Source organism: Streptomyces sp. NPDC102270 (assembly GCF_044766405.1).
Taxonomy (GTDB): domain Bacteria; phylum Actinomycetota; class Actinomycetes; order Streptomycetales; family Streptomycetaceae; genus Streptomyces.
In genome coordinates, this window is the sequence record NZ_JBIWLX010000009.1 from 84968 (window position 1) to 111748 (window position 26781).

Consider the following 26781-nt stretch of genomic DNA (forward strand, 5'->3'; position numbering starts at 1 on the left):
TCAGCCTCCGGTGGCGAAGCCGGGGAAGAGCGTCATTCCGCCGTCGACGTAGAGGGTGCTGCCGACGACGTAGTCGAGCAGGTCGGAAGCCAAGGCGACGACGGCGTTGGCGATGTCGTCCGGATCGCCCACCCGGCGGTACGGGATCAGGCGCAGCAGGTCGGCCTCGGCCTCGGGGGTGTCCCAGGCATCGCGGTTGATCGGTGTGCGGATGGCGCCGGGTGCGACGGCGTTGACCCTGATCCGCTTGGGTGCCAGCTCCTGGGCGAGGGTCTGCATCAGCATGCCGACCCCGCCCTTGGAGGAGGCGTAGTTCACGTGGCCCGACCACGGGACGATCTGGTGGACCGAGCTCATACAGATGATCTTTCCGGCCGAGCGGGAGACCTCCTCCACCACTCCGCGCCGGATGAACTCCTTGGCCGCCTCCCGCGCGCACAGGAACTGGCCGGTCAGGTTGACGTCGATGACCTTCTGCCACTGGGCGAGCGTCATCTCCGTCACGGCCGCGTCCCGCTGAAGGCCCGCGTTGGCCACCATGATGTCGATGGTGCCGAACTCCTCGACCATCCGCGCGACCATGGCGGTCACCTGGTCCTCGTCGGACACATCGGCCTCGTGCGCGTAGGCGCGGACGCCGAAGCTCTCGATCTCCTTCACGACCTTCTCGGCCTCGTCCGCACCGACGGCGTAGTTCACCACGACGTCCGCTCCGGCCCGGCCCAGGGCAACGGCGGTCGCCAGGCCGATGCCCGAGTTGGCCCCGGTCACCAGTGCCTTCTGACCCCTGAGAAGTTGCCCGGACGTCGTGCCGCGGCTCTCGACTTTCGTTGTCATCGCGATGTCTCCTCGGACGTTTCGGACGGCACGCCCTCAGGAATCGGGCGAGGCAGGAGGCAGGCCGGGCCTGGGCCGGCCCACCGGGACAGGCGCAGGAGCCGGCCGCCGCACACCCGGGCTCAGACGAAAGCACCCCGCGTCGCGGGCGACACCGACCGGCACACGGTGCCGCCGATTTCGGCGGGGCACGTCACACCGCCGGGCTACCAGGCCTGATGACGGCCAGAACCACGGCGGCCGACCACGGGGAGCCCACGTAGGCGTGCTTGCTCACAGCCGCCACGACCACAGACAAGGGAACGCGCGACCATCGCGTCCGCACGTGGCAAGTCCGGAAGGCGGCACCGGACCTAGCGGGCGAGCGACCCGTTCTGGGCGTCGGACGCGGCCTGCCACGCCCGCGCGCCCGCCAGGGACGCCTCCTTGGCCTGCCGCCACTTCATGGCCGCCTGCTGGGAGGGGGGCACGTCCATCTCACGGATCATGCGCCGGCCTGCCGAGAACACGGCGAAGGCCGCGACGCCCATGCCGGCGCACGCCACAGCGGCACCGGCCGCGGTGAGCACGGCGCCGGTCCTGATGAGCCGGGTGTCGATCTCGATCATCCGCTGGGGCTGGCGGTAGTCCTGGTTCATGGCTCCACCATCCAACGGAGAGAGCCGCCTCGCATCCCGACGAACGGCCCAGGGGTTGCCTGGAGGCTTCCGTCGGAATCCGGGCAACCCCTCACCCGGCGGCGTCTCCCTCAGGTGTGGGTCCAGTGTTGGTTGCTGCCGTTCGAGCAGGGGTAGAGCTGGGTGCTGTTGGCGGTGCCGGCCGCGACGGCGTCGAGGCGAGGTGGAGTTGACCCACCCGGACATCGCGGACCTGCCGCACGCTTCGGAGTCGGCGCGGCCTTGCGCTAGTGAACTCGTCACAGGACACCTTGTCGCTGGCCGAGATGTCGGTCACCGGTGTGGTATTCGGGTGGGCGGTTTTGGCGGCCCTGCTGTCCGGGCAAATGACCCTGCGGTTGGCGTCGAGGTCGCGGACGTACGTGTTGCGCTCACCGTGCTCGCCGGTCTCGCCCCTGCGGTACGGAATCTTCTCGAAGGGTCTGTGCCGGTTGCTGGGGTATGAGAAGGCCCCGGCTGGACGGGGGAGACCAGCCGGGGCCGTGGCGTGCGGAGGGCGGTCGCCTCTCGGCGGGTTGCTCCATGGGGCTTCAGCCGGACGATCGTCCCCATGGGCGGAAGGTGAGGCCCGGGGACACTGTCCCCTCCGCCAGCCACATACAGATGAACGGTCAACGGTTGTGCGGTGTTCCCGCTCGTTGCCCTGGCCGCGGTGAGCTGGAGCACAGCCGTCGCGGTGGTCAGCTGGTGAAGTCGGCGACCAGGGCGGCGAATTCGTCCGGGCCGGCCAGGCGGATGCCGAGGGCTTCGGCCTTGGCGCGCTTGGATCCGGCGCCTTCCCCGGCCACGACCAGGGTGGTCTTCCGGGAGACGCTGGAGGAGGAGCGGCCACCGGCGCGTTCGATGAGTTCGTTCATCTGGTTGCGGCTGAGATTCTCCAGCGCACCGGTCATCGCGCCGGTGACCACAACCGTCATCCCGGCCAGGGGCCCGACCGCCGCATCCGTCCCATCGGCAACGGCGTCGGTGTCGCGGGCCGCGGGCGGCGGAGTCACGCCGGGTTCGGTCATGTTCACCCCTGCCGCGGCGAGTTTGTCGATGAGCGGGGCGAGTTCGGCGAGTTCGGCGACGATCGAGGGTGCTTTTTCGGTGCCGATGCCCTCGACCTGCTGCATCGCTTCTGCGTCGGCGGATCGGATGTTGTCCATGGTGGCGAAGTGGCGGGCGATGCGGCGGGACATGGAGCGGCCCGTTCCGCGGACCCCGAGCGCGCACAGGACCCGCGACAGCGGCTGGTCCTTGGCCGCGGCGATCGCGGTGAGGAGGTTGTCGGTGCTGGTCGCGCCCATCCGTTCCAGTGCAAGGAGTTGGTCGCGGGTGAGGGTGAACAGGTCGGCGAGATCGGCCACCAGGCCGGCCTCGACGAGCTGCACGATGCGGGTGGCGCCCAGGCCTTCGATGTCGAGCTGGTCGCGGCCGGCCGCGTAGGACAAGGAAGCGACCAGGTGGCAGTTGCGGCCCTGCTCGCACCGCCAGCGTTCCTGGCTGGTGTCGATGGCGGAGCCGCACCGAGGGCACACCTCCGGGAACACGATCGGTTGCTCGTCGCCGGTGCGCAGGTGGGCGACCGGTGCCTCGATGCGCGGGATGACATCGCCGGCACGGTGGACCATGACCTGATCGCCCAGGCGCAGGTCGCGGCGGGTGATGTCGGCCGGGTTGTGCAGGGTGGCGTAAGTGATGGTGGCACCCTCGATCTCCACCGGCTCCAGGACGCCGCGCGGGGCGATGATCCCTGTGCGCCCCACGTTCCACTCCACCTCGATCAGGCGGGTGATCTTCTCCACGGCGGGAAGCTTGTAGGCGATCGCCCAGTGCGGAGCGCGCGAACCGGATCCTGCGGCCCGCTGGTCGGCGGCCAGGTCGGCCTTGGCGACGATGCCGTCGATGCCGAACGGCAGTTCCGCGCGCAGCGCGGCGATCTCCCGCACGCGCTCCAGGACCTCCTCAACGGTGTCGGCGACGATTGCGGGGACCGCGGTGGCGGCGGTGGTGTTCACTCCCAGCTGCGCGCTCAGAGCCATGAGGTCGCTGTGGGCGAGCTCGCCCAGCCGCGCGGCGAGCGCGGTGTCGGTGTCGGCCAGCGGCAGCAGGCTGTAGCCGAAGAACGTCATCGGCACCGTGTAGGCACGGTCCTTGGCACGCAGGCTGCCTGCGGAAGCACCGCGCGGGTTGGCGAACGGCTGCCCACCGTGCGCGGTGCGCATCTCGTTGGCATGCTCGAACTGGGCCCTCGTCATGAGGACTTCGCCGCGCACCTCCACGGTGACCGGATCCGCCAGCGTGTGGGGCAGGCCCTCGAGGGTGCCGATCGCGTGCGAGACGTCCTCCCCGGCGATCCCGTCGCCGCGGGTGATCAGCCGGGTCAGCCGGCCCTGGCGGTATCGGGCCGCGATGGCGAGACCGTCGAGCTTCGGCTCGACGCTGAAACGTTGAGCCTCGCGGCCGATCCGTCTGGCCAGCGAGGCCGTCCAGGCCGCGAACTCCTCGGGTGAGAACACGTTGTCCAGGCTCAGCATCGCCACCGTGTGCGGCACATCGCCCACCACCGCCCCGCCGGCGACTTTCCCGGTCGGCGAGTCGGGCAGCGTCTGATCGGGATGGTCCGTCTCCCACGCGGCGATGCCGCGTACCAGCCGGTCGTAGGCATCGTCGTCCAGCGCCGACGTGCCGCCCCCGTAGTAGGCCGCCGACGCCTTCACCGCGTCCTCGACCGCCTGCGCGTAGGCGGCACTGTCCATGATCTCTGCAGCGGGTGTCGTCATGTCCGTTATCCTGCCCGCCACCACTGACAACGCCCCGGCCTGCACGTACTCAAGCAGGGACCTCTGTCGGGACGCACCGCACGCGGCGCTGTCACCGCGGCGTGGGATCTGCGGGGCAGGCCGATGATCGCAGCGCGGAGCCCTGGGCGGGCCGGGACACGGAGAGTGCTCCGCCCACGCCCGAGCACCTTCAGCTGCCCAAGCCTGCTACGCAGTAGATAGCCCGCAGTCCGGCGACACGCACCGTCCACGGCGCCTGAGCGCTCCGGTGATCGGGGGCCCCTGGCCCAGCGCTGCCTCGTACGCGACATCCGCCTCGGCCACGATCCCGCAGACGCCGTTGGTGGTTGTCCGGTCAGGTGGAATTGCATTCTTGAAGGGCGAGCGTCGTCCGGACTGTTCCACCCACATAGCAGCGGTAGGCCCTTGAGGGTGAGGTGCCGAAGAAACTGGTGTCCTCATACGTCGCGAAGAACTCGACCACGGTGGTCAGAGACCTGGCTGACGGCCCGTATGAGATGAGGCTGCTGTGATTCTGCTGGGCGATGGCGCGTGTCCGGTCCTCGCTCGGGTAGCCGTTCCGCGCCTCGTTCTGCACATCGTCCTCGTACGACTCCGCATGCCTCGCTATCTGCTCCAGCGCCTCGTTCTCATGGCGTTCCTCGGCGTCATTCTGGCGATGAGACACGATCATGAGCGTGCCCCCGGCGAGCAGCACGAGGATGACGGGCGCCATGAGTGCCAGCATGCAGCCGGGCCGGTACCCGCCGTGGTCGGACAGCGACGGAGCACCGGCGGAGGAAAGAGACGGGTTCACTCGTCGATGTTGGCACGCTGCGCGCCGAGCGGCCCGTGTTCGGGGCGGTGGCCTCCGACCCGGCAGTCTCCTGACTCATCGACACGCTTGCCGTCGCAACTAGGGCAGCACCGCACGGGACTTGGCAACCGCCGTCGGCGAATAGACGCCGTACGCGTGAGTGGATAACGCTGAGGAACTGTTAAGAGGCGCAAGTTGGCCGATACAAGGGGGCGTGGACGTAGCGGGACCAGGCTGGACGGTGATCAGGTTAAGGAAGGTGATCAGGTTGAGGAATGGGTGACCGAACAGCGCGACGCGCTCCGAACCGACCGCTCCCCTATCGCGGGGCTGGTCGGAGCAGACAGCTGCCCCCAGCCGACCACGACTCCTGATCCACTTTCGCCACCGGACCTCCGGTCGGCGGTGTGCGCCCGGCCGCCCGTGCACGCCTGAACGGTGCCGCCGAGCAGGCGAGAGCCTGTCGTCGGCGCGTGAAGGGTCACCGTGTCCAGTACTGGATGTTGCGGAAGCGGGCCTCGGCGCGGCCGGAACCGTGGTTGTAGACGCCGTTCTTGAAGTAGCGGGTGGCGGGGCCCCGGTCGTCGACGGTCAGGACGAGGGAGTCGTCGAAGTAGACCCTGACGGTGCCGGTCCCGGTTCTCGCCTCGTGGGCGATCTTCACGTTGAACCAGGTGTCGTACGCGCCCGTCTTGAGCACCGTGCCGTCGTAACGGCGTACGGTGCCGCCGTTGGTCTCGTAGATGTTGAGCATGATGTCGGTGGCGGGAGTGCCCGAGGGGTGAACGCTGCGCAGGATCTGAACGAAGGACGCCCCGTCGGTGCCGGACGGGAGGTAGACGTCGGCGTCCCACATGCGGTCGCCCGTGGTGTAGTCGACCTTCCAGCGCATCTCGGTACGCGGGTCTGTGGAACTGCCCTCCTGGAACGGCTGGTCGGTGGCGTACACCCACATGCGGTCGACGCCGCCGCTGTAGCTGTGCCGGTCACTGAGGTCGAGGTTCCACGGCTTCTGCCAGCTGTAGGTGAACGAGGTCCTGGTCCAGCCGTCGGTCGGGGAGGCGGCGAGCGCGGCGGGCTCCACGGTGGCAAGGGCGGCGGGCGGCAGTGCGAGCGCGGCGCCGCCGGCCAGCAGACCGGCACCGGCCCGTAAGACGGATCTCCTGTTCATGGGGGGGTCCCTTTCCGGTGAAGTGAGGGCGTGGGGTGAGGAGTGCGGAAAGCAGGCAACCTCAATACATCGGAGGAGTCAAGGACTTGGACCAGACTATTGGCGTGGGACGCGGGAAGCGCGGAAGCCCGTCGGCACACCGGGAAGTTCGAGACCTTGCCCCTCTCGCCATTACGGCCAAGCAATGGGCAGGGAGACATCAAATCTGCTCATGCTGTCGATAGACCCGATGAATCGGGAGACCTCTCCGGCGCCGGAGTGACTGCTAGACCTCAGTCCGGCAACCCCCCACGGTGTGCGTCGCCGACGGCCGGCACATCCCGCGCACGCACGTTCGCGCCGCAACCGCGCGGCAGGACGACGGCCATTTCGTCCCGACCGAGCGGGACCCCGATGCGACCGCACCCTTTCTCCCGCTTTCGCAGCCGCCCCCGCGTTCGTTCCGTTCGCCGATGACACCGTCGATGGCGCGGTCCAGACGAGCGGCGCGCCGGCCTCACCATGCACGTGGACCCATCGGGTCCGGCCACCCGACCGAGCAGCGGCGACGAGGAACGCGCCCTGGGTACAAAGGACTTGGCCCGGCGCGCCGGGCCAGCGCGGTGGTATCGAGGGGCAGGCCCCGTACGACGCCAGCGTGGTGGCGTGGTTCTGGCCCCACTCCGAAACGTTCCAGCAGGGAGACCACCGGAGACGCGGCGGCGTAGCCGCATCCGACCCGCAGGCTCCGGTCGGTCCGTGCCCCAGTGACCGAAGGGCATCCCGAAGGTGTCCCGGTCGCGGTCTGATGGGCGATCCCCGTTCAACCTGTGCAGCCGAAAAGCCACAGCATGGGCGAGAAGTGCCAGTGCGGCTCGGGGAGGGGGGCCTGCCGGCGCCGGTGGTGATGGCGGTTTCGGCCGGGGGGGTTCGGGCGCGGCGCTGCGCCCGGCTCGCTCGACCGGCCTCACCTTGACAATAGGCAGGTGAATACCTGCATAATGACGAGCGTGAGCCTCGAAGCGACAGCGATGGACTCGGCATTCAAGGCACTGGCCGATCCCACCCGGCGACTCCTGCTCGACCGGCTGCGCGAGCACAACGGGCAGACCTTGCGCGAACTGTGCGAGCGCCTCGACATGGCGCGCCAATCGGTGACGCAGCACCTGGACATCCTCGTGCGGGCCAACCTCGTCACCGTGGTGCGGCGCGGCCGGGAGCGGCTGCACTACCTCAACCCGGCCCCGATCCACGAGATCGAGGAGCGCTGGATCTCCGGCTTCGACAAGCCCCGCCTGCAAGCGATCAGCGCCATCAAGCACCAGGCAGAGGAGTACGCCATGACCAACGCACCCACACCGGTGCCGGACTATGTATACGTCACCTACATCCGCGCCAGTGCGCAGCAGGTGTGGCATGCCCTGACCGACGCCGACCTGACGGCACGCTACTGGGGGCACGCCAACGTCTCCGACTGGCAGCCGGGCTCGGCCTGGGAACACCGGCGGGCCGACGGGTCAGGCAAGATCGACGTGGTGGGCCGAGTCCTGGAGGCCGAGCCCCCGACCCGGCTGGTCATCACCTTTGATGACGCCCCCGATGCCAAAGCACCGAGAGAGGCGTCGGTCGTCACCTTCCTCGTCGAACCGCATCAAGACATCGTGCGCCTCACCGTGACGCACGAGAACCTCCCCGACCAGGAAATGCTGGGCGGCATCTCGGCCGGCTGGCCGGCCGTGCTGGCGAATCTCAAGTCGCTGCTGGAGACCGGCGAGGTCCTGCCACAGGCGCCCTGGGAAATGTCCCGCGCCGCCCACACGTGAGCCGCGCCCCTCCTCCCCTTCCTTCCCCCTACGTCCGCACAAAGAGGTGCACGACATGTTGGACACCGCCCCACTCCAGGACGCCTACCGCGCCCTGCTCGACGCCGCCGCCACAGTGGCCAACGCCGACAGCCCCAACCCCCGCCCCCGCCCGCCGGACGGCGAGTGGAACGCAGACCAGATCCTCGCCCACGTCTCTCTCATCAGCGCAGCTACCATCGCCGCCGTCGCAGGTGTCGCAGCGGGGACCAACACGACGTACGACAACCGGATCGCCCTCGACGCCTGGACCATCGAGCAAACCATCGCGCACGCCGGTGACAACGCCGGGCTCCGCGACCGCATCAGCAGCCAGGCAGCCGCCCTGTGCGCACTCACCGCAGCCACGGCGCTCAGCGACGCCGAGCTCAGCACCCTCGCGCCCACGCGGCTCCTGTCCCACGACACCCTCCTGGTCGATCAGCCCATGGCGCTGCGCGACATCGTCACCGGCCTGGCCCAGACAGAACTGCCCGGCCACACCGAACAACTCCTCGCCCTGCTCCCCGACCGGAGCGCGGCCGAGACCACGCGGTGACCAGGACACAGCGATTCCGACTCCGGTTGTTCCCGGGAGTGCGGACCCGGTAGGCGAGGTGGGCGCGGGGGCGACCCGGGGCCGAAGTTCTCCTCCTGGAGGATCCGGCCGCCACGGGGAACGTCCGCGAAGACAGTCTGCCGGTGCCGAACTCGGCGTAGGGCAGAACGCGTTCGAAGTGCCCGGGGTCCACCAGCGCGCCCACCTCCCAGCCCGGGGACGAACCTGCCGTGCGGCGTGGTCGGAGTCAAGGCCGACGACGGCCGGTTGAGCGCCGGAAAGCTGCGCAACCCGATCGCCACGGCGACACCGGACTTCGCCTCATCGCTGTGACTGAGCACCTCAGTTGGCCAGTTGGGATCCGGCAGCTTGCCAACACGCCGTCCGGGCCTCTCGGTCTGTTCAATTCGCTGGTCGGGCCCCTGGGAGACCTCTACGGTTGAGCCCATGGCTCATGCGAAGACCTCGTACGTCTGTCTCTCTTGCCGGGCCTCCTACAAGCAGCCCTACGACAGCACGCGTCAGCGGGCCTGTCCCCGTTGTGCGCAGCCGCTGATCCACGCAGGTTCGGCGTTCGCCCCGCCCCGACGGCGGGATGTCGCAGCGTGGCGGACACTGACGGTGCTGCTGAACGCCGGTGTGGGGTTCCACAAGAGCTGCTGCGGCGGCCCCGGATACCGCCCCCGGACCCTGCGCGAGTTACGCGAACGGATGACGTACGCGCAGCGCAGCGGTGAGCCGATCGCGCACGCGCTCGTCCGGCGGGACGTGGGGTGAGGGGCGGGCTGGGGGCCGAACGCCGAGCTGGTCGGCTGAGTGCCTGTTGTCGTACAGAGCGCTTGACCCTGTCGATCGAACGGCGTCTGGGTGGGCAGCGTGTGGGCATGGCGGTGTTCGGAGCTGTTCAGGTGAACCTGTGGTGCGACGACGTGGAGCGCTGTGCGGCGTTCTTCCGCAGCCTTGGGATGCCGGAGAAGTTCCGCTTCCCGTCCGAGGGCGAGCCTCACCAGGTCGAGGTGGAGGCGGCAGGCGTCCGGATCGGGTTCAGCTCCGCTCGTGTGGGCAGCGAGCTTTTCGGCATCGCCACGGCGCCCGGGGAAAACACTGAGATCGTGTTGTGGTGCAACGACGTCGACGGCGTGCACCAGACGGTGCTCGATGCAGGAGGCGAGCCACTGAAGAGTCCGACCGACTCACCGGACGGACGTCTTCGATTTTCCTGGCTGCGTGATCCTGAGGGTCACCGAGTGAAGCTTGTGCAGGAACGCGGCTGAGCGGTGGTTGCTGCAGAGTCTCTTGGCAGCTCAAGGTCGCGCGCGCGAGTGAGGTTCAACGCGACGTCTCCGGCCTGTGATGGTGTCGCCCACCGCCTCGCAAACGCAGTCGACCATGCCGCACGGGCGGGACGGGCAGCCCGAGGCGTACTGCCACCGCGCGATGCTGGACGCGATCCGCTACCTCGTGGACAACGGCATTGACTGGCGGGGGACGCCGATGGACTTCTCGCCGTGGCACCGGGAACGGCCGGCGTGATCGACCCAGTTGGGCAACCCTCGTGCCCTGGGCGAAGACCCGGCTCGATCTCACGATCAAGATCGTCCGCCGATCACCGAACACACCCGGCTTCGTCGTGCTGCCCCGCCGCTGGGTCGCCGAACGCTCACTGTCGCGGATCATGCGGTCCCGCCGCCGCTGCCGGGACCAAGCCGTATACCGAGCAACCGAAGCCGTACGAGCACGCGTGGGAGACCCGCGACGCGTACGGCTGCCACCTGTACGAGGACCACGGCCAGGGGCGGAAGTTTCGGACGTTCCTGCACGGGCGGGCGTGGACGGCTCACGCGGAGGGTCCGAAGGCGCTGTTCGATCACGCGGGTGGGGTGGCTGCGCCGGCACCGGGTGCTGCTGCCGGGGGTGAGCGTGCTGGCCCGGCAGGTCGCCGAGGTCCGCACCATCGCGGACGGGCGGCTGCACACCACGGTCGCCAAGGCCGCCCGGCGGGTCGATCCGGCGCTGCCCGGGGACCTGGTGGCCACGCTGAAGACGCCGGAGGGCAAGCGGTATGCGGAGCTGGAGCGGATGCGCCGGCCGCAGACGCGGACCACCGGCACCGCGATGAAGGGCGCATTGCAGCGGGTCGGCGACATCGCCGCGTTCAAACTGGGGCGGGTGAAGCTGGACAAGGTCCCGCCGGACCGGCTCTCCGCCCTGGCTCGCTACGGGCTGGGCACCGAGGCGGCGAAACGGGAGCGGACCAGCGGGCTCAAACGCATCGCGATGATGCGCCACCTGGAGGCCAAGGCCATCGACGACGCGCTCAGCAGGAGTGAGCCGGGCCTGGACAGCGATCGGCCCTAACGCGGGGCCGGTCAGGTGGCGGGGATGACGTAGGCGCGGAACGGTGAAAGGCGGAGGCCGTCCGGGGATACCCGCAGAGCGAGTCCTCGGCGAACCTGGCAGGGCCCTGGCGGGGCGTAGCGCGCCCCGCCAGGGCCCCTGGAGTGCGTGATGCCGACAGCGCGGACCGTCCGCGCGGTGCCGGACGTGTCCGCGGGCGGCCTACTTGGCTTCGACTCGTCCGAACGAGTCGGGGCCGGAGCCGGTCGCCAGCGCGTCGCGTGCCGTCTGCCAGGCGTTGTCGCCGGGGCAGAGCTCGGTGCGGAGGTAGGCCGCGGTGAGGCGCGCGACGGCGGCGACCCGCTCGGGGCTCTCGTCCGTCGTCTCGGCGACGTCGTATCCGGGGATCCCGCCGAGCGCGTGCCCCGCGCCGAACAGGGTGAGCAGGGACTTGGGTCCCGGGGCGAGCGTGTAGGGGTCGGCGTGCCAGTCCGGGCCCATGTCCGTGAAGTGCCGGGAGTCGTCCTCGTCGCCGGCGACGACCAGCGCGGGCGTGGTCATCGTGGAGAAGTCGATGGTCCCGAAGACCGGCAGCATGTCGCCCATGGGTCCGTTGAGGACGTCGCCCCTGCCGGGCGCGGCCAGCAGCACACCCGCCTTGAACCGGGGCTCGATGAGGCTTACTTCCTCCCCGGTATCGGGGTCGGTGACCCGGGCGCCTAGCAGGAGGCTGGAGGTGAAACCGCCGAAGGAGTGTCCGGCGACAGCGACCTTGGTGTGGTCGATCCGCCCGGCGAGCAGCGGCACGGCCTTCTCGATCACGTCGAGCCGGTCGAGGACGTGCGACATGTCCTCCGATCGCGAGCGCCAGAAGAAGGGCGCCCCGGGGGCGTCAGCGACCAGGTGGCTCAGTGTCCTGGAGGTGAGGTGGGTGGGCTGGATGACCACGAACCCGTGCGCCGCCCAGGAGTTGACAAGCGGCGCGTAGCCGTTCAGCGAGGACAGGTTGTTCGAAGGTCCCTGACCGTGGGAGAGAAGGATGACCGGAAGGTCCGTGCCGGTCTCGGGCGCGGTGACCCGTACCTCAAGGTCCACGGGACGTCCGGGTACGGACAGCACCAGCGGGCTGTAGGACAGGACCGGGACTGGCGAGCCCGAGGTGTCGGCGGTGGCGGCGGATGTGCTCATGATGCGCAATTTCCTTTTCTGCGGGCCCTGCCGACCGCCGGTTCGGAGGCGGTAGGGCAAGGGAGGTAGGGGGCGCCCCGGCTTTCGGCTAACCTGAAGCGGAGCGTCGTTCCACTTAGCATCCGGAACAACGCTCCGCTTTGTCAAGTGGCGCCGGAAGGAAGAGCGTGATGCCCAGCGAGAGCCCCACGGGAAAGGCGTCGGCCCGAAAGCGGACCGACGCGCTGCGCAACCAGCAGACCGTGCTCACCGCCGCCGCCGAGGTGTTCGTCACCTCCGGAGTCGACGCGCCGATTCGCCAGATCGCCGCACGGGCGGGCGTCGGGATGGGCACGATCTACCGCCACTTCCCGACCCGGGCGGACCTCGTCACCGCCGTCTACCGCCATCAGATCGAGGCATGCGCCGAGGCCGGCCCGAACCTGCTGGCCAGTTCGGAATCCCCGTTCGACGCACTGCGTCAGTGGATCGACCTCTTCGTCGACTTCCTGGTCACCAAGCACGGACTCGCCGACGCCCTGCAGTCCGACAGCGACCGCTTCGCCACGCTGCACACCTACCTCGTCGACCGCCTGGAGCCCGTGAGCGCCCAACTACTCAACGCCGCGGTCGCGGCCGGCGACATCAGGCCCGACATCCAGCCCTACGAACTGATGCGCGGCATCGGCAACCTCTGCATCGGGCGCGACGACGACCCCCGCTACGACCCCCGCCGCTTGATCGAACTGCTCCTCCAGGGACTGCGGCAACCTCGACCGACCTGATCGCGACCCGATCGCCCGTGCCGGATCAGCGTTCCCGCCCCGGAAGCAGTTCCGTTCTGCGAGAGCCCCGGACGCGACCACGTCTCCGCAGGTGATCGCTCGCAAAAGGCCCCTCAAAACCCGCAGGTTGTGCGACAGGGTTCTGAGAGACTGCCACCATGGATGTGACGCCCGATCAGGCCGCATCGGCGTAGAACGCCACGACTGCCCGAACTGTGACACGCCCGCTGGCAGCGCCTGCCGCACCCGGGGCGGGAAGACCGCCGCGAAGTACCACACTCCGCACTTCGTCCTCGTTCCCGCGCTGCGCGAAGAGCTCGAAGTCCTCGTCCCCGCCGACCGCGGTCCCGGCCGCGCATGGAAGCAGGGTCCGGCGCTCGCCGTCGTGCCCGCGCCCCGCACCGAGCGGCCGGTGAGAATCGGGGTACGCCCGTACGTCGACAGCCCGCCAGGAACTGGCGAGCCAGCTCGAAGCCCTCCGCCGGGCAGAGTGTCACAAGATCTTCCAGGAGCAGCTCAGCACCCGCGTCCAGGTGCGGCCCGAACTGGAGAAGGCGCTCGCACTGGCCCACCAGTTCGAGGAGGCCGCGCCCGAGACGCCAGTCATCTTCACCGTCCACGGGCTCAAGCGCCTGGCCCGCAACGCCGCTGAGCTGATGAGGCTGTCCGCCGAACTCCAGGCCGGCGGCATCCAGCTCGAACTCCTCACCGGCCCGCTCCCCGGCATCTACGACCCCAACGGCATGGGCGCCATGTTCTTTGCAGTGCTCGCCATCGCCGGGCAGATCGAGCGCAACTACATCCGGGAGAAGATGCCGTCTTTGAGGCCGCCACCCGCGCGCGTCCGTGAGCGAGTGGTCGGCGACTGAGGCAGAGCTTTGGATCGACCGCCGGGCTTGCACGCTTCGCTTCGGGGCGGGCATGGTCGCGGGTGCGCGTACCTATGTGGCGGGCGGATGCCAGGAGGAAGGAGCGCCGGCCGATGATCCTCCCGAAGGTCAGGGATCCTCGCTTCGTGACGATCCGCCGCGGCGGGATCCTCACTGATTCGGATCACCATCTCCTCGCCCTTTGGGCGGCGGCCTGCGCGGAGCACGTCCTTGACTTCTTCGAGTCGGCTCAGCCTGAGGACCCACGACCGCGCCAGGCGATCGAGCATGCCCGCGCCTGGGTGCGTGGCGAGGTCAGGATGATGCAGGCCCGCGCGGCGGGCGGCCATACAATGGGCGCGGCTCGAGACCTGCGTGGCGCGGCACGGCATGCCGCTTATGCCGCCGGTCAGGCCGCAGTTGTCGCACACGTCGCCGCGCACGAGCTCGGTGCGGCTGCCTATGCGATCAAGGCCGCACGCGCTGCCGCGCCGAAAGGCGAGAGCGAGGCCGCTGGGCGACGCGAGTGCCAGTGGCAGCGCGACCAGCTCCCGGAGGCGATTCGCGAGCTCGTGCTGGACGACCAGCGACTGCGGAACGACATCTGCTGGTCGGTGTTCGACTGCTGAGGCCGCTCCACCGGCGGCTTCCCTAAGGCGCGACCCCCAGTCCCGTAGGTCTTCTGGCGGCACGGTCGCTGTCACCGCTGTGGCTCCTTCCGCTGTCGGTGATCGGGGGCGCGGCGGTGCTGTGCTGCGTGGCGCGCCCGGTGCCGCTGGGCCGTTGCCCGCCCGGTGCTGTCGGGCCCGGACGGGCACGTCCCTTCCACCGGGGCGGGGTCAGCGGGCGAGGGAGACGGCGAAGGGGGTGAAGCCGTGGCGGCGCAGGACGTGGGGGACGACGAGGATCATGGCTTCTGTCGCGCGGGCGGTGGTGATGTCGCCGAGGTCTTCGACCCAGTCGGTCTGCCAGCCCAGGTCGCCCAGGAGGGTGGTCACGGTCTTCTTGGCCTGCTCGTCGTTTCCGGAGAGGTAGGCGGTGGGCGGGATGGTCAGTTCCCCGGGGGCGGTCATGACCGTGAACAGCATGGTGTTGAGGGTCTTGACCACGTGGGTGTCGGGCAGGGCGGCCTGGAGCTGTTCGGCCAGGCTGCTGCCCGGGTGGCACAGCTCACCGGGCAGGCCGTCGTCGGCGTCGCGGGTGGCGTTGGAGACATCGATGAGGATCTTGCCGGTGAGTTCGGCCCGCAGGGAGGTGAGCCGGTCCAGGGTGGTGTCGCCGGGTGTGGCGTTGATGACGATGTCCGCGCCGCGGGCGGTTGTGGAGTGATCGGCGTAGCGGAACGCGGCACCGTCAGCGGGCGGCGTGTCGCTGCCGTCGCCGTTCTCGCGGCGGCCGAGGGTGACGTCATGTCCCGCCGCGCTGAGGGTGCGGGCGAGGTTGGTGCCGACGCGGCCGGCGCCCAGGATTCCGATGCTGGTCATGGGGTCTTCCTTGAAGTCTGAGGTGGGAGGGCCGGGGTGGCTCTTCGAGCCAGGGGTCAGATCGAGGCGAGGACGTCGAGCGCGGCGGTGTGGATGTGGGGGGCTGCGGCGAGGAAGTCGCGGCTGGCCGCGTTCCAGGGCTTGCCGTCCAGGTCGGTGACGGTGCCTCCGGCCTCGGTGACCAGCAGGGCGCCGGCGACGAGGCCGGAACGGACGTCGGAGAACTGCCAGAAGGCGTCCATGCGTCCGGCGGCGACGTGGATGAGCTGCAGCGTCGCCGGGACGGACACGCGCACCACGAGACCGGCGGTGAGCATCGCGGTGACCGATGCGCCGATGCGGCGGAAGGTGTCGGTGCTCTCGCCGGGCCGGGCCTGGCCGGTGCCGATCAGCGCGGCGCCCAGGTCGTTCTTCGCCGACACGGTCAGGGTACGGCCGTTGAGGTGAGCGCCGCCGCCCGCGGTGGCGGTGTAGGTGTCGCCGGTCAGCGGGAGGTGCACGACCGTGAGAACCGGCTGGTTGTCGCGCACCAGAGTGGCGGTGACGCCCCAGTCCGGCATGCCGTGGACGTGGTTGATGTTGCCCTCGGCCGGGTCGACGACCCACCACTCGCCCGCCGGGAGCGCTCCGCCGGCCAGCTCGTCCTCCGCCCACTGCGACCCCGGCCTCGCCCGGAGGAGCGGCTCGCGCATCACGGCGAGGACCGCGTCGTCGTTCGCGTGGATCTCGCCGACGACCTCCTCCAGGCTCACGCCCCGGGCGTGGGTCGTGTAGCGCTCCCGCAGAGTGGCTCCGGCGTCCTCCACCACAGCGGTCACCGCGGACAGAAGCGTGGCGTCGAGGTCGAAAGGCATGGCTGTGCTCATGGCGCACTCCTTGGATTCGGTGGAAGCGGGGGTGTTTCCGGAAGCTGTTCCGCCCCGCATCTCGAAGGTAGGAGCTACGGCAGTTAACAACAAGTGCATGGTTCTCACTTGTAAAGTTACTGCCATGCAACTGGATCTGAATCTGCTCACCGCCCTGGACGCACTCCTTGAGGAAGGAAGCGTCCAGGGTGCCGCGGCCCGCCTCCACGTCACCTCCCCCGCGATGAGCCGCTCCCTGAGCCGTATCCGCAAGGCAACCGGTGACCCGATCCTGGTCCGCACCGGACGCCATATGACGCCCACCACCCGCGCCCTGGCCATGCGCACCCAGGTCCACGCCCTGGTACAGCAGGCCCATCACCTGCTGTCCGCTCAGACGGAACTCGACCTGGCGACTCTGGAGCGGGTGTTCACCGTCCGCTGGCACGACGCCCTCGCCTCCACCTGCGGGACCGCCCTGATCGCCGCGGTGCACCGTCAGGCCCCCGGGGTGCAGGTGCGGCTGATCGCCGAGCCCGGCGACGACTCCCCCCAGCTGCGCCGCGGCGAAGTCGACCTCGCCTCCAGTGCCGGCCCGCCGTCCCTGCCCGACATCCGCCACCGCCTCGTCGGCCGCGACCGGCTCGTCCTCGCGGTCCGCCCGGGCCACGCCCTCGCCGAACAGCCCCTGACCGCCGAGAGGTACGCGGCAGCCGATCACGTCATCGTCTCCCGGCGCGGAAGCCTCCACGACCGGATCGACGACGCGCTGACCGCGCTCGGCCACGAGCGCCGCGTCATCGCCTCCGCCCCCACCACGGCCACCGCACTGCAACTCGCCCGCGAGACCGACCTCGTGGTCACCCTCCCCGAAGCGGCCACCCGCTCCGTCCGCCACCAACTCGGCCTGACCACACTGCCGCTGCCGCTCGACCTGCCCGACGTACCCCTCCACCTGCTCTGGCACCAGCGCCACGACAACGACCCCGCCCACGCCTGGCTACGCGAAACAGCCACCCGAACCCTCCAGGCCCTGTTCACCCCGTCCTAGCTGCGCCGGCATGATCGGCGGGCACGTTCGGGGCTGTTTCGAAGGCCCAGCAGTTGTCCCGTGTGCCGGGCGCCCGGTCTCTCGACGGTCAGGCCGCGGAAGCGGTCGGCTGTCCCATGGATTTCACATACACCCTGGTCCTGGCCCTGGAGCTGGACGGTCGCGGCTTCCGGCACAGTGCGCATATCCTCGCGTGACGCTTGGCCACGGCGGGAAACCTGGGTCGGCATCTTGGTACGCGTTCCGCCGCAACGCACGTCTGCCGACAACGGACGCGCACAGGTCCTCTCCGACGGCAAGGCCGTCCCCCCCTGGGAGGACGGCCGAGGTCCAGATACCCCCGAGATGCCGATCAGGCTCCCGGGTGCAGTCCGAGCCAACCCGGCGAAGGGTCGCCCTTGACCTCGCCGAAGTACAGGGCGAAGGTCTGCTTCCAGCGCTCGACGGCGGCGCGGTCGGCCATGAAGCGGGGGAAGCCGTCGAGGTTGCCGTTCGGGTACTGCCAGATGGGCTTCAGGCCCGTCGGCGGGGTGACGTCGGTGCGGACCGACCAGCCGTTGGTGGCGGCCTGCTGCTGTTCGACGGACAGCCGCCAACTGAGGTAGAGCTTTGCAGCGGTCGGGTGCTTGGCCCGCTTCAGGATCGCGGCCCGCTGCCCCCAGGACATGAACGGCGTCGCCTCGTCGGGGAGCACCCACTTGACGGGGCCGGTCGCCAGGGCCGCACCGGAGCCACCGACGCCGATCGCCTTCTGCCCGCTGGTGACGGCGTCTCTCGGGGTGTAGCTGCCGCGGGCGAACTGCACGTCCTGGGCCGCCAGTCGGGCCAGCCACTCCCAGCCGTACTTCTCCACGTAGAGCGTGTAGAGGTAAAGGACCGCGTCGTCGTCGTGCGGGTAGGAAGAGGCTATCCGCCCCTTCCACTTGGCGTCCGCGAGGTCCAGTGGGCTGCGCGGTGCGTCCGAACCGACCGCCGCCGGACCGTACATGTAGCTGAAGGCACTCACCTGGACGGCTACCCAGGCGCCGTGCGGGTCCTTGAAGGGGGCGTACACCTTCGAGTAGCCGGCCGGTTTGTAGGCCAGCAGACGGCCCTGCTGCTTCCAGCGGACGAAGTCCTGCACGGTCTGCAGCTGTACGACGTCGGGCACGAGGGTGTCGGTGGCGAACTGGTTGTCCACGCGGACGTCGTGGAACTTGCTGTAGTCGACGACGACCGTCAGGTCGATGTCCGGGAAGCGACTCTTGAAGCCGCTTCGGAGGCCGTCCGCCTGCGAGGAGACGTCACCGCCTGCGTAGATGACGAGCTTGCCGCCCTCGGCGAGAGCCGCCTGGTAGAGCTCGTCGAGCGTCCTCGTCTCCTCGGCTCCTGCCGTTGAACCGGGGCCGGTAGACGCTGCGGCGGGCGAGGCGGTGGCGGCCAAGGCGCCGAGGCCGAGAGCGGCGCCCGCTCCGGTGGCGAGCAGGTGGCGGCGACTGCGCAGTTCGGTCATGTGGGGCAGGACCTTTCTGGCTGAGGGGAAGAAGGGCGCCGGTTGCAGCACCGCCCCTGGGTCAGGGGCGGTGAGCACTCGGAGGGGATGACGAGTCCGGTCGCCTGACTGCCATCAGCGGCGGGCCACATCGCGGGAACGCCACCGCAGCTACGGGGTGCTTTGAGTCCACTGCGCGGCGCGCGAAGCCACGCCCCCCAGTGGGCCGTTCACTCGGCGGGCGGAGGGCCCAAGGGGCATCCGCATCCGCACCCGATCCCGGCGCGGATGTCACCGCGGAGTCAGAACATCGCGTTGTCGTTGGCGCTCTTTTCCGGCACTTCCTGGATCACGTCCCAGTGCTCGACGATCTTCCCGTCGACGACGCGCCAGAAGTCAGCGACGGCCATGCCTCGGTCGCCGGGTTTGAGGTGCAGGTTGCTGTGGGTGACCACCAGGTCCCCTTCGGCGACCGCGCGCTTGATGTCCAGGCGCAGGTCGGGAAACTGCCCGCGCAGCCAGTGCACATAGCCGACGAACGCCTGGGGACTGTCCTGCGCCTCGGGGTTGTGCTGGATGTAGGTCTCACCGAGGTGGGCTTCGGCGGCCTGTTCCGGCTGGTAGTCGTTGAAGGCCAGCTCGTAGAAGGCGATCACGAGCGCCTTGTTGTCGTCGGCGGACATGCTGTTCTCCTGCCATGCGGATGGAACGGAAACGCGTCAGCCGGTCATGGCGTCGCGGACGAGGGCCGTGTCGACGAACTGCTCGAAGCGGACGATGAGTCCGCCGCGTACGACGAAGTGGTGGGCGACCCGCACATTGATCCGCTTGCCGGTGGCCTTGTTGGCCGCGGTGTAGCGGGCGAGGACGACGACGTTCTCGCCGTCGACGACGTAGGTGTCGTCGTGGGCGGTCCAGCCGTCCCAGTCCTTGCCGAGCTGTTCCATCACGTTCGACGTGACGCCGTCGGGGGTGCGGTAGGTGCCGGCCAGCGGGAAGCCGGCCATCTCGGTCCACTCCACGTCCGGGGCGAGGGTGGCGCGCAGGGCCGCCAGGTCTCCCGCGGCGGAAGCCAGGTACTGGCGCCGTACGACGTCGGCGGGGGCGGTGGAGGTGGCGAACTCGCTCATGGTCAGCCCCACTTCATCTCGCCCTTGGCGACCTTCGCACCGATCTGGGCGGCGATCAGCATGCCGTTGTCCGGGTAGCGGGCCACGAGCGCCTCCGTGAGCGCGGCACCGTCGGCCGCCTTGCCGAGTTCCTCCTCGAAGGCGAGCAGGTAGTCGCGGGTGGCGGTGATGGCGGAGGTGTCTGCGGCGGTGCCGGGCAGGCGGTGGCCGGGCACGACGAGCTGCGGGTCGAGGGCGGCCATCTCGTCGAGCAGGTCGATCCAGGCGGCGCGGGACTCCGGGGTGGCGGTGTCGGCGACCCAGACGTGCTCCTGCTGGAAGAGCAGGACCCCGCCGAGCAGGGCGCGGGACTCCGCCTGCCACAGGTAGTGACGGTCGGGCAGACCCGCGGAGCCGCCCTTGAGTTCGAATCGGTGGCCTTCCAGGGTGAGGTCGCCGGTGAGCGGCTGGAGGTCGACCAGGCGGGTGGGCAGGTTCGGGCCCAGCGCCGCCCAGGCCTTCAGCTTGCCCTCGTAGGAGTGGTGGATGTGCTCGATGACGATCGGCGTGGCGACGAAGACGGCATCGGGGAAGGCGTCGGCGATCACCTCGGCGCCGAAGTAGAAGTCGGGGTCGGCGTGGGAGACGAACACGGTGGTGAGCGTCTTGCCGGAGTCGAGGATCTCGGCGGCCAGGCGGTGGCCGTCGGCGCGGGTGAAGGCGGCGTCCACCAGCAGGGCCTCCTGCTCGCCGGTGACGAGGGTGGCCGTCTTGTTCTTGCTGCCGGCGGGAAAGTCGAGGTCGAGGACCTTGAAGTCGAGGGCGCTCATGCTCGTAACTCCTTGGGGGGTGGAGGATTGCGGGGTCAGTTGAGGCTTGCGAGACGCCGGTCCACCTCGTCGGCGGTGGCGTGTCCGCGGGCCAGGGGGACGGCGCGCTCGCCGTCGAGGGCGAGCAGGGTGGGGAAGCCGGTGACACCCAGTTCGGCGGTGCGGCGGAAGTCGGCGCGGGCCGCGCTCTGCGCCTCGGGCGCTTCGAAGGCGGCGACGACGGCATCCGAGTCGAGCCCGGCCGCCCGGGCGACCGTCCGGTAGGTGACCGGGTCGGACAGGCTCAGGCCGTCGATGTAGAAGGCGTGCTGCAAGGCGGTGGCCAGCTCCGCCGCGCGGTCGGGGGCCACCTGACGCACGGCTGCGACGCCACGGGCGGCGGCCTCGGAGTCCATGACGAAGGATCCGTCGGCGATGAGCCTCTCGTAGGCCTCACCGAACTCGGCGCCGGTCAGCTCCGTGATCTGGGCGTTGGCCCCCTGGACGTAGCCGAACTCACGGATCGGGACCCGGCGGTCGCCGGTGAACAGGCCGCCGGAGACGACCTCGACCGGCAGGTCGGGGTGGCGCGTGATGATTTCGCGCAGGGTCGCGGTGAATCCGTGCGACCAGCCGCAATAGGCGTCGAAGATGTAGACGAGCTTCATCGAAGACCTCGGCAGAGAGGGGCGCCCGCCGATTGCGAGCGGTTCACCTGATCAAACAGTACCTGACTCGTCAGATATTTCTGGACCCGTGTGATCCGGGGCACATGCGAGCACTCAATGCCATTAGATCTGCGCTACCGCCGGTCCGCAGGTCAGGGGAATCGAGGCGGCGCTACGTCCTGGGCCGTGTGGCCGAGGATGCGCAAATCCTCCCGGCAGCGCGTACGGCTGTGACTCTCCCCGCGTCACGAAATCAGCCGTCTCCACGCGATCCACCCAGCCGGGTGGCGCCGCCGGCGGTCAGGGCCTGCTCCTGCGCGACGGCCCGCGTGGGAAGCCCCCTGCCACTCGGTCGCGCATCGCGATCCCGAGGTGACAGGAGGCCCTTCGCCACACTGTTCAGTTGATGCGGACGATCTTCCAGAGCTGGTCGTCGATGGTCAGGTTGTTCCACTGCACGACTGCCGCGCCGTTGGCGGTGGAGGACTGGGCGACGGCGGCGTTGAAACCGCTGCCGACGTTCTTGAGTTTGTAGTAGCCGTTGCCCGCGTCGGTGAGGGCCCATTTCTGTGAGTTCGCGATGGACGGCGTGTTCTGGACGACGGCGGCTCCGGCGGCGGTGGAACCGCTACGGATGTCCAGGTTCAGGTTGCTGTTGGCGTTCTTGATGGTCCAGGCTCCGCCGCCGGCGGACTGGAAGGTGTACAGCTGGCAGAAGCAGGCCGAGTTCTGCCACTGCTGGACTGCCGTGTTGGTGGCTGTCGAGCCCTGCGGGATGTCCAGGTACTTCCCGCTGTTCTTGTTGACGAGGACGTACTGCCCGGTGCCCAGCGCCGGCAGAGCGGTCTGGGTGACGTTCCAGCGCTGGCAGGCGCAGCTGGTGGCGCTCCACTGGCCGGCGATGGTGCCGGTGGCGGTGGAGGCGTTCGGGATCTCCAGGTACTTGCCGGTCACGCGGTTGGTGAGGCTGTAGCCGCCGGCCGGGTTCGGGGCGACGGCCCACTCGTGGTCCAGGGTGCCGTTGTCGTCCCACTGGAGGATCTTCGCTCCGTCGGCGGTGGACTGGTTCTCCACCCCGAGGACCTTGCCGCTGGCGACGTTGAGGATCTTGAAGTAGCCGGAGCTCTGCTGCACGAAGCGCCACTGCTGGTCGGTGGCGTTGTCGGCGGCCTGCTGGGTGGCGTTCGCGCCGTTGGTGGTGGAGCCGCCCGCGATGCTCAGCAGGAGGTTGCTGCCCGCGTTCGACACGGTGTAGGTGGCACCGTCCGAGATGCCGCCGCCCAGGTCGATGGTGCTGTAGGTGACGGGGTTGGAGAGGTTGGGGCCGCCGCTGCCGCCACTGAGCACGAGCAGGCTGTGACCGTCGGACAGGGGCACCATGCCACGGCTGTAGCCGCCGGCGACGTTGGAGCTGATGCGCGTCCAGGTGTTCGCGGCGCCGTTCTGGGTGTTGAGGAACAGGTCGCTGGTGCTGTAGGCACTGACGACCAGCGTGCCGTTCGGACCACCGGTGGGCAGCCACGTGATGTACGGCGTGCTGGTGGGTATCGTGCCGTCCGTCGCCTGCAGGGGAATGCCCGTGACGGAGTTGAAGGCCTCCGGGTCGGCGGAGATCTTGTAGTGGACGGCGAAGTTGCCCGAGGGCGAGCCCCCGTACTCGTACGTCATGGCGTAGTTGCCGTTGGGCAGCTTCGCGACGGTGGGCATGCCCGGGCGCTGGCTGTAGGTGGGCATCGCCACGTCGTCCACGACCGGACCCCAGGTGTGCAGGTCGGTGGTGACCTGGTGCACGACCTTCTGGCCGTGAGCGGGGTCGCGCTGGTCGGAGTAGTAGACGATCAGCTTGCCGTTGGCGTAGAGGAAGAACGGCTCCCACACGGGGGTGTTGCCGTTCGTGTCGTACGCCTGGCCGCCGGTGGCGATGTTGCCGGCGAAGGTCCAGGTCTGTCCGCGGTCGGTGCTGGCGTAGACGTCGATCTTGATGGCCGAGCGGTCGGAGGGAACCGAGGCGCCGGCGGCCAGGATGGTCCCGGCCGGGAAGTCGCCCACCGCCGCGGGCAGTTCGAACAGCTCGGGCTCCCAGCGCATGCCCCAGCCGTTCTGCGTGTCGGCGACCTCGGAGATCTTCGACCAGGAGTTGCCGTTGTCCGTACTGCGGTAGATCGGGAGGACCGGCGTGCCGGTGGTGTACTGCTCGAACGTCGCGAGGATGGTGCCGTTGGCGGAGCCGTTGTGCTGCATCCGCACCGCCCGCGGGTAGAGCGACCCTGGCGAGGGCGCACCCGACGGCGGGGTGTACATGGTCTGCGAGGGACGCGCCAGGGCGTCTGCCCGGCCGGCGGGTACGACCAGGGTCAGCACCGAGACGAGCAGGATGAAGGCCAGGGTGAAGAAGGAGACGGGACGGGAACGCGGAGCGGCGCCGGATCTGGCGCCTGTGCGGGCAAGGGACATTGCGGCTCCCAGGGGAAGGGGAAGGTGTGACTCGGTGTCCGCCGGCTCGGAACGGCTCGGAGTGACGCGGCGGGGTTTGTTCGGCGCGTGGCCCGGGGACAGCCGGGCGCGGCACGCGGGCGCGGGGGCGCGGCGCGACAAGCGCGGAAATGGGGTGCCCCGGCGGGTAGGTGTGCCGGGGCCGTGGCACGAGGAGGTGGGGTGGGTCAGAGGGAGGGCGGGGGTGCCGTCGAGCCGCGGACGACGAGTTCGACGGGTGGGTCGTTCGCGGGCGGCAGCTCGGTGTCAGGCTTCTCGATGGCGTGGAGGAGAAGCCTGATTCCTTCGCTCGACGCGGCCTCGAAAGGCTGACGGACGGTGGTCAGCGGCGGGGAGACGTAGGCGAACACGGGATTGCCGTCGAAACCGACGACGCTGACGTCTTCCGGCACCCGGCGACCGCTTTCCCGCAGGCCGTGAATGAGGCCGATGGCCATCTCGTCGCCCGCGGCGAACACCGCGGTCACTAAACGGTCCGAGGCCAGCCCGAGGCCCGCGGCATACCCGGAGGCCGCCGACCAGTCACCGTTCAGCACGGGGGGCTCGTGCGCGCCCCGGTCCGCCAGCGCTGCCTGCCATCCCTCGATACGGTCCTTGGTGGCGTACCACCGCCGCGGCCCCGCGAGGTGATGGACGGTCGCATGCCCCAGGTCCAGCAGATGTTCCGTGGCCGCGCGTGCCAGCTCATGGGCGCCCACGCCGACGGTCAGCGTCCGGGTGGCGCTGAAGGCGGGTGGGGCTCCTACGAAGAGGACCGGCACGTCGACGCCCAGCGGGACTTCGCCCTCGACGACCGGTACGGAGACGACGATGCCGTCCACGCCCTGCTCCAGGAGTGATTCCAGCGCGGCGGCGATGCTTTGCGGGTCACCGTCCGGGGTGTTGACCACGCGCAGCGCGTAGCCGGCGTCCCGTACGGCCTGTTCGATGCCCACGAGCAGGGAGGCGGTTCCGTACCCGGCGGTTGCCAGCGCAACCACACCGATGGACCGGGTACGGCCGGAAGCCAGTGCCCTGGCCGCGTGATTCAGGCGGTAGCCGAGTTCCTCGGCGGCCGCCAGGACGCGTCGGCGGGACTCCTCGGAGACGTACGGCTCATTGTTGAGGACCCGGGAGACCGTCTTGCGTGAGACGCCGGCCAGCCTGGCCACGTCCTCACTACGCGGCGCGGAGGAGCCCGTACCGCGCTCCAGCCCTGTTGTCATGACGTCTCCCATGGCCGTGCGTTCTTCATCGAACGAGGTCAAATTACATGACCGCGCGGTCTGACCGCGCGGTCAATGTGTACGCATCCGCCTGGCACACGTCAAGGGTCCGCGCAACGTCACTTACTTCCAGTGCGATGGACATCGAGACCTGCGGGTCTGCTGAGCGAGACGCTTGAGCCGTCAGGGGAAACGTGACTCCGATGCATTCCTGCAGGTGAATCGCCAGTTAGTGGGCCCGAGGCGGATCGATGGCCGGCCGTGTCAGCCCCGTCCGTCCGGTCCCGACGGCCGGCACATAGGGCTTGCGGCCGGAGCCGGCTCATCGCGGATTGTCGGAGGGAAAGTCTTGACAGCGAGTCCACACAGCGTCCACGCTTCCTGGCGTCCGACGATCGTGTTTGTTCGATCGTGTTGGATTCCGGCTCGCGACTGACCTTCAAACGGTCCCTCGACGACCCGCCCTCCGTCATACCCCCGTCCGGCTGACGTGCCATACCGGGGTACCGCCAGCCCTGTAGGAGCCGAAATGCACCGTTCTTCCCCCGGTCAGCCGATGTCCGGAACCAACCGCCGCACCGTGCTCCGCGGACTGGGCGGAGCCGCGGTCCTGGGTGCCGGCCTCCCTCTGCTGAGTGCCTGCGCCGGCAGTTCCGCCTCGTCGGACACCAAGACCGTCACCGTCGGCTCCAACGCGTCCGACGCGGTGCCGAAGAAGGCGTACGGCGACGTCTACGCCGCCTTCACGAAGCAGTCCGGGATCGCGGTCGCCCTCAACACCAAGGACCACAACACCTTCCAGGAGCAGATCAACTCCTACCTCCAGGGCACGCCGGACGACGTGTTCCAGTGGTTCGCCGGCTACCGGATGCAGTTCTTCGCGGCCAAGGGTCTGGCCACCCCGATCGACGACGTGTGGAAGACGATCGGCGGCAACTTCCCTCCGGCGATGCACGACCTGAGCAAGGGTCAGGACGGCAAGTTCTACCTGGTGCCGCTGACCACGTCGCCGTGGGCGGTCTTCTACCGCAAGAGCGTCTTCCAGCAGTACGGCTACGAGGTCCCCACCACGTGGGACGCGTACGTCGCCCTGTGCAAGCAAATGAAGAAGGACGGTCTGGTCCCGATCGCGTTCGGTGACAAGGACGCCTGGCCGGCGATGGGCTCCTTCGACCAGATCAACTTCCGCCTCAACGGCTACGACTTCCACGTCGAGCTGATGGCGGGCAAGGCTTCGTGGACCGACCCGAAGGTCCGCAAGGTCTTCGACACCTGGGCCGAGACCCTCCCCTACCACCAGGAGGGCGCGGTGGGCCGCACCTGGCAGGACGCCGCCCAGACGCTGGTGGCGAAGAAGGCCGGCATGTATATGCTCGGCATGTTCGTGGCCCAGCAGTTCACCAACAAGGCGGACCTGGACGACCTCGACTTCTTCGCCTTCCCCGAGATCGACCCGGCGTACGGGCAGGACACCGTCGAGGCGCCGACCGACGGCATCATGCTCAGCAAGAAGCCCAAGAACCACGCCGGTTCGGTCAAGCTGCTCGAATTCCTGGGCACGCCGCAGGCCGAGGAGACCTACCTCAAGGCCGACCCGAGCCTCATCGCCGCCTCCTCGAAGGCCGACACCTCCGCCTACAGCGCCCTTCAGAAGAAGGCGTACGAGATGATCAGCGGCGCGAAGCACCTCACGCAGTTCATGGACCGGGACAGCCGGCCGGACTTCACCTCGACGGTGATGCAGCCCGCGCTGCAGAAGTTCATCCGCGACCCCAAGGGGATCGACAGTCTGCTGTCCTCGATCGAGCGCCAGAAGAAGACGATCTTCGCGTCCGGCTGAGA

The 26781-nt window shown here is 69.3% G+C and carries 24 protein-coding genes and 2 pseudogenes; 11 read left to right on the forward strand and 15 right to left on the reverse strand.

Annotated elements, in window-relative coordinates:
• From ACIRP7_RS19995 to ACIRP7_RS20015, 5 genes are all read right to left on the reverse strand, one after another.
• On the reverse strand, nucleotides 1-837 hold the full coding sequence (locus ACIRP7_RS19995; protein WP_403660946.1) for an SDR family oxidoreductase: 837 nt from the start codon (nucleotides 835-837) through the stop codon (nucleotides 1-3).
• Nucleotides 838-1190: 353 nt separating this feature from the next.
• Nucleotides 1191-1475 (reverse strand): hypothetical protein, encoded by a 285-nt coding sequence (locus tag ACIRP7_RS20000; protein ID WP_403660949.1) that lies wholly within the window; start codon nucleotides 1473-1475, stop codon nucleotides 1191-1193.
• 719 nt (nucleotides 1476-2194) lie between these two features.
• The gene (ligA, locus tag ACIRP7_RS20005) at nucleotides 2195-4279 is read right to left on the reverse strand and encodes an NAD-dependent DNA ligase LigA (protein WP_403660951.1); all 2085 of its coding nucleotides are present in this window, start codon (nucleotides 4277-4279) and stop codon (nucleotides 2195-2197) included.
• A 355-nt stretch (nucleotides 4280-4634) separates the two neighbouring features.
• Complete coding sequence (locus ACIRP7_RS20010; protein WP_403660954.1) at nucleotides 4635-5096, reverse strand: hypothetical protein; 462 nt, start codon at nucleotides 5094-5096, stop codon at nucleotides 4635-4637.
• Nucleotides 5097-5577: 481 nt separating this feature from the next.
• Nucleotides 5578-6267, reverse strand: a complete 690-nt coding sequence (locus ACIRP7_RS20015) for a polysaccharide lyase family 7 protein (RefSeq protein WP_403660957.1) — start codon at nucleotides 6265-6267, stop codon at nucleotides 5578-5580.
• A gap of 1010 nt (nucleotides 6268-7277) precedes the next feature.
• Between ACIRP7_RS20015 and ACIRP7_RS20020 the strand changes: the two genes are divergently transcribed.
• From ACIRP7_RS20020 to ACIRP7_RS20045, 6 genes and pseudogenes are all read left to right on the forward strand, one after another.
• Nucleotides 7278-8069 (forward strand): ArsR/SmtB family transcription factor, encoded by a 792-nt coding sequence (locus ACIRP7_RS20020; RefSeq protein WP_403661744.1) that lies wholly within the window; start codon nucleotides 7278-7280, stop codon nucleotides 8067-8069.
• 55 nt (nucleotides 8070-8124) lie between these two features.
• A complete protein-coding gene (locus ACIRP7_RS20025) occupies nucleotides 8125-8646 on the forward strand; it encodes a hypothetical protein (RefSeq protein WP_403660960.1) in 522 nt (173 codons plus the stop codon).
• Between the two features lie 447 nt (nucleotides 8647-9093).
• Nucleotides 9094-9423: a deoxyxylulose-5-phosphate synthase gene (locus ACIRP7_RS20030; RefSeq protein WP_403660963.1), complete on the forward strand. Its 330-nt coding sequence runs from the start codon at nucleotides 9094-9096 to the stop codon at nucleotides 9421-9423.
• A 62-nt stretch (nucleotides 9424-9485) separates the two neighbouring features.
• Nucleotides 9486-9920, forward strand: coding sequence for a VOC family protein (locus tag ACIRP7_RS20035; protein ID WP_403660966.1), 435 nt, complete (start codon nucleotides 9486-9488; stop codon nucleotides 9918-9920).
• A gap of 115 nt (nucleotides 9921-10035) precedes the next feature.
• The gene (locus ACIRP7_RS20040) at nucleotides 10036-10179 is read left to right on the forward strand and encodes a transposase (protein ID WP_403660968.1); all 144 of its coding nucleotides are present in this window, start codon (nucleotides 10036-10038) and stop codon (nucleotides 10177-10179) included.
• Nucleotides 10180-10307: 128 nt separating this feature from the next.
• Nucleotides 10308-10965, forward strand: a pseudogene (locus tag ACIRP7_RS20045) (DUF4158 domain-containing protein); the annotation flags it as partial.
• Between the two features lie 240 nt (nucleotides 10966-11205).
• Here ACIRP7_RS20045 and ACIRP7_RS20050 read toward each other — a convergent pair.
• Nucleotides 11206-12171 carry an alpha/beta hydrolase family protein gene (locus ACIRP7_RS20050; protein ID WP_403660971.1) on the reverse strand — a complete coding sequence of 322 codons (966 nt, stop codon included), beginning with the start codon at nucleotides 12169-12171 and terminating at the stop codon, nucleotides 11206-11208.
• A gap of 170 nt (nucleotides 12172-12341) precedes the next feature.
• Between ACIRP7_RS20050 and ACIRP7_RS20055 the strand changes: the two genes are divergently transcribed.
• The 3 genes and pseudogenes from ACIRP7_RS20055 to ACIRP7_RS20065 all read left to right on the forward strand — a co-directional run bounded on the left by ACIRP7_RS20055 (nucleotide 12342) and on the right by ACIRP7_RS20065 (nucleotide 14433).
• The gene (locus tag ACIRP7_RS20055; RefSeq protein ID WP_403660974.1) at nucleotides 12342-12935 is read left to right on the forward strand and encodes a TetR/AcrR family transcriptional regulator; all 594 of its coding nucleotides are present in this window, start codon (nucleotides 12342-12344) and stop codon (nucleotides 12933-12935) included.
• A 434-nt stretch (nucleotides 12936-13369) separates the two neighbouring features.
• Nucleotides 13370-13804 (forward strand): annotated as a pseudogene (locus ACIRP7_RS20060) (recombinase family protein); the annotation flags it as partial.
• A gap of 113 nt (nucleotides 13805-13917) precedes the next feature.
• Nucleotides 13918-14433, forward strand: a complete 516-nt coding sequence (locus ACIRP7_RS20065) for a putative immunity protein (protein ID WP_403660977.1) — start codon at nucleotides 13918-13920, stop codon at nucleotides 14431-14433.
• A gap of 210 nt (nucleotides 14434-14643) precedes the next feature.
• Here the strand turns inward: ACIRP7_RS20065 and ACIRP7_RS20070 are convergent, their stop codons facing one another.
• Nucleotides 14644-15288, reverse strand: coding sequence for an NADPH-dependent F420 reductase (locus ACIRP7_RS20070; RefSeq protein WP_403660980.1), 645 nt, complete (start codon nucleotides 15286-15288; stop codon nucleotides 14644-14646).
• 56 nt (nucleotides 15289-15344) lie between these two features.
• Complete coding sequence (locus ACIRP7_RS20075; protein WP_403660983.1) at nucleotides 15345-16154, reverse strand: inositol monophosphatase family protein; 810 nt, start codon at nucleotides 16152-16154, stop codon at nucleotides 15345-15347.
• A 124-nt stretch (nucleotides 16155-16278) separates the two neighbouring features.
• Between ACIRP7_RS20075 and ACIRP7_RS20080 the strand changes: the two genes are divergently transcribed.
• On the forward strand, nucleotides 16279-17184 hold the full coding sequence (locus ACIRP7_RS20080) for a LysR family transcriptional regulator (protein WP_403660986.1): 906 nt from the start codon (nucleotides 16279-16281) through the stop codon (nucleotides 17182-17184).
• Nucleotides 17185-17536: 352 nt separating this feature from the next.
• Here ACIRP7_RS20080 and ACIRP7_RS20085 read toward each other — a convergent pair whose 3' ends face one another.
• The 7 genes from ACIRP7_RS20085 to ACIRP7_RS20115 form a co-directional block, all read right to left on the reverse strand.
• Nucleotides 17537-18676: an ABC transporter substrate-binding protein gene (locus ACIRP7_RS20085; RefSeq protein ID WP_403660989.1), complete on the reverse strand. Its 1140-nt coding sequence runs from the start codon at nucleotides 18674-18676 to the stop codon at nucleotides 17537-17539.
• A 281-nt stretch (nucleotides 18677-18957) separates the two neighbouring features.
• The gene (locus ACIRP7_RS20090) at nucleotides 18958-19338 is read right to left on the reverse strand and encodes a nuclear transport factor 2 family protein (protein ID WP_403660992.1); all 381 of its coding nucleotides are present in this window, start codon (nucleotides 19336-19338) and stop codon (nucleotides 18958-18960) included.
• A gap of 36 nt (nucleotides 19339-19374) precedes the next feature.
• Nucleotides 19375-19785 (reverse strand): nuclear transport factor 2 family protein, encoded by a 411-nt coding sequence (locus ACIRP7_RS20095; protein WP_352392205.1) that lies wholly within the window; start codon nucleotides 19783-19785, stop codon nucleotides 19375-19377.
• Nucleotides 19786-19787: 2 nt separating this feature from the next.
• Nucleotides 19788-20594, reverse strand: a complete 807-nt coding sequence (locus ACIRP7_RS20100; RefSeq protein ID WP_403660995.1) for an MBL fold metallo-hydrolase — start codon at nucleotides 20592-20594, stop codon at nucleotides 19788-19790.
• A gap of 35 nt (nucleotides 20595-20629) precedes the next feature.
• On the reverse strand, nucleotides 20630-21241 hold the full coding sequence (locus tag ACIRP7_RS20105) for a DsbA family protein (RefSeq protein ID WP_403660998.1): 612 nt from the start codon (nucleotides 21239-21241) through the stop codon (nucleotides 20630-20632).
• 399 nt (nucleotides 21242-21640) lie between these two features.
• Nucleotides 21641-23695 (reverse strand): RICIN domain-containing protein, encoded by a 2055-nt coding sequence (locus ACIRP7_RS20110; RefSeq protein WP_403661002.1) that lies wholly within the window; start codon nucleotides 23693-23695, stop codon nucleotides 21641-21643.
• Nucleotides 23696-23901: 206 nt separating this feature from the next.
• Nucleotides 23902-24939: a LacI family DNA-binding transcriptional regulator gene (locus ACIRP7_RS20115; protein WP_403661005.1), complete on the reverse strand. Its 1038-nt coding sequence runs from the start codon at nucleotides 24937-24939 to the stop codon at nucleotides 23902-23904.
• A gap of 529 nt (nucleotides 24940-25468) precedes the next feature.
• Here ACIRP7_RS20115 and ACIRP7_RS20120 point away from each other — a divergent pair.
• Nucleotides 25469-26779, forward strand: a complete 1311-nt coding sequence (locus ACIRP7_RS20120) for an ABC transporter substrate-binding protein (protein ID WP_403661008.1) — start codon at nucleotides 25469-25471, stop codon at nucleotides 26777-26779.
• The last annotated feature ends 2 nt before the right edge of the window (nucleotides 26780-26781 follow it).

Excerpts from the sequence above, each read along its gene's own strand:
- ACIRP7_RS20115 (WP_403661005.1), bottom strand. The coding sequence starts at position 24,939 with ATGACAACAGGGCTGGAGCGCGGTACGGGCTCCTCCGCGCCGCGTAGT.
- ACIRP7_RS20075 (WP_403660983.1), bottom strand. The coding sequence starts at position 16,154 with ATGAGCACAGCCATGCCTTTCGACCTCGACGCCACGCTTCTGTCCGCG.
- ACIRP7_RS20050 (WP_403660971.1), bottom strand. The coding sequence starts at position 12,171 with ATGAGCACATCCGCCGCCACCGCCGACACCTCGGGCTCGCCAGTCCCG.
- ACIRP7_RS20055 (WP_403660974.1), top strand. The coding sequence starts at position 12,342 with ATGCCCAGCGAGAGCCCCACGGGAAAGGCGTCGGCCCGAAAGCGGACC.
- ACIRP7_RS20100 (WP_403660995.1), bottom strand. The coding sequence starts at position 20,594 with ATGAGCGCCCTCGACTTCAAGGTCCTCGACCTCGACTTTCCCGCCGGC.
- ACIRP7_RS20025 (WP_403660960.1), top strand. The coding sequence starts at position 8,125 with ATGTTGGACACCGCCCCACTCCAGGACGCCTACCGCGCCCTGCTCGAC.
- ACIRP7_RS20020 (WP_403661744.1), top strand. The coding sequence starts at position 7,278 with ATGGACTCGGCATTCAAGGCACTGGCCGATCCCACCCGGCGACTCCTG.
- ACIRP7_RS20095 (WP_352392205.1), bottom strand. The coding sequence starts at position 19,785 with ATGAGCGAGTTCGCCACCTCCACCGCCCCCGCCGACGTCGTACGGCGC.
- ACIRP7_RS20040 (WP_403660968.1), top strand. The coding sequence starts at position 10,036 with ATGCCGCACGGGCGGGACGGGCAGCCCGAGGCGTACTGCCACCGCGCG.
- ACIRP7_RS19995 (WP_403660946.1), bottom strand. The coding sequence starts at position 837 with ATGACAACGAAAGTCGAGAGCCGCGGCACGACGTCCGGGCAACTTCTC.
- ACIRP7_RS20070 (WP_403660980.1), bottom strand. The coding sequence starts at position 15,288 with ATGACCAGCATCGGAATCCTGGGCGCCGGCCGCGTCGGCACCAACCTC.
- ACIRP7_RS20015 (WP_403660957.1), bottom strand. The coding sequence starts at position 6,267 with ATGAACAGGAGATCCGTCTTACGGGCCGGTGCCGGTCTGCTGGCCGGC.
- ACIRP7_RS20110 (WP_403661002.1), bottom strand. The coding sequence starts at position 23,695 with ATGTCCCTTGCCCGCACAGGCGCCAGATCCGGCGCCGCTCCGCGTTCC.
- ACIRP7_RS20030 (WP_403660963.1), top strand. The coding sequence starts at position 9,094 with ATGGCTCATGCGAAGACCTCGTACGTCTGTCTCTCTTGCCGGGCCTCC.
- ACIRP7_RS20120 (WP_403661008.1), top strand. The coding sequence starts at position 25,469 with ATGCACCGTTCTTCCCCCGGTCAGCCGATGTCCGGAACCAACCGCCGC.
- ACIRP7_RS20000 (WP_403660949.1), bottom strand. The coding sequence starts at position 1,475 with ATGAACCAGGACTACCGCCAGCCCCAGCGGATGATCGAGATCGACACC.
- ACIRP7_RS20085 (WP_403660989.1), bottom strand. The coding sequence starts at position 18,676 with ATGACCGAACTGCGCAGTCGCCGCCACCTGCTCGCCACCGGAGCGGGC.
- ACIRP7_RS20065 (WP_403660977.1), top strand. The coding sequence starts at position 13,918 with ATGATCCTCCCGAAGGTCAGGGATCCTCGCTTCGTGACGATCCGCCGC.
- ligA (WP_403660951.1), bottom strand. The coding sequence starts at position 4,279 with ATGACGACACCCGCTGCAGAGATCATGGACAGTGCCGCCTACGCGCAG.
- ACIRP7_RS20105 (WP_403660998.1), bottom strand. The coding sequence starts at position 21,241 with ATGAAGCTCGTCTACATCTTCGACGCCTATTGCGGCTGGTCGCACGGA.
- ACIRP7_RS20080 (WP_403660986.1), top strand. The coding sequence starts at position 16,279 with ATGCAACTGGATCTGAATCTGCTCACCGCCCTGGACGCACTCCTTGAG.
- ACIRP7_RS20090 (WP_403660992.1), bottom strand. The coding sequence starts at position 19,338 with ATGTCCGCCGACGACAACAAGGCGCTCGTGATCGCCTTCTACGAGCTG.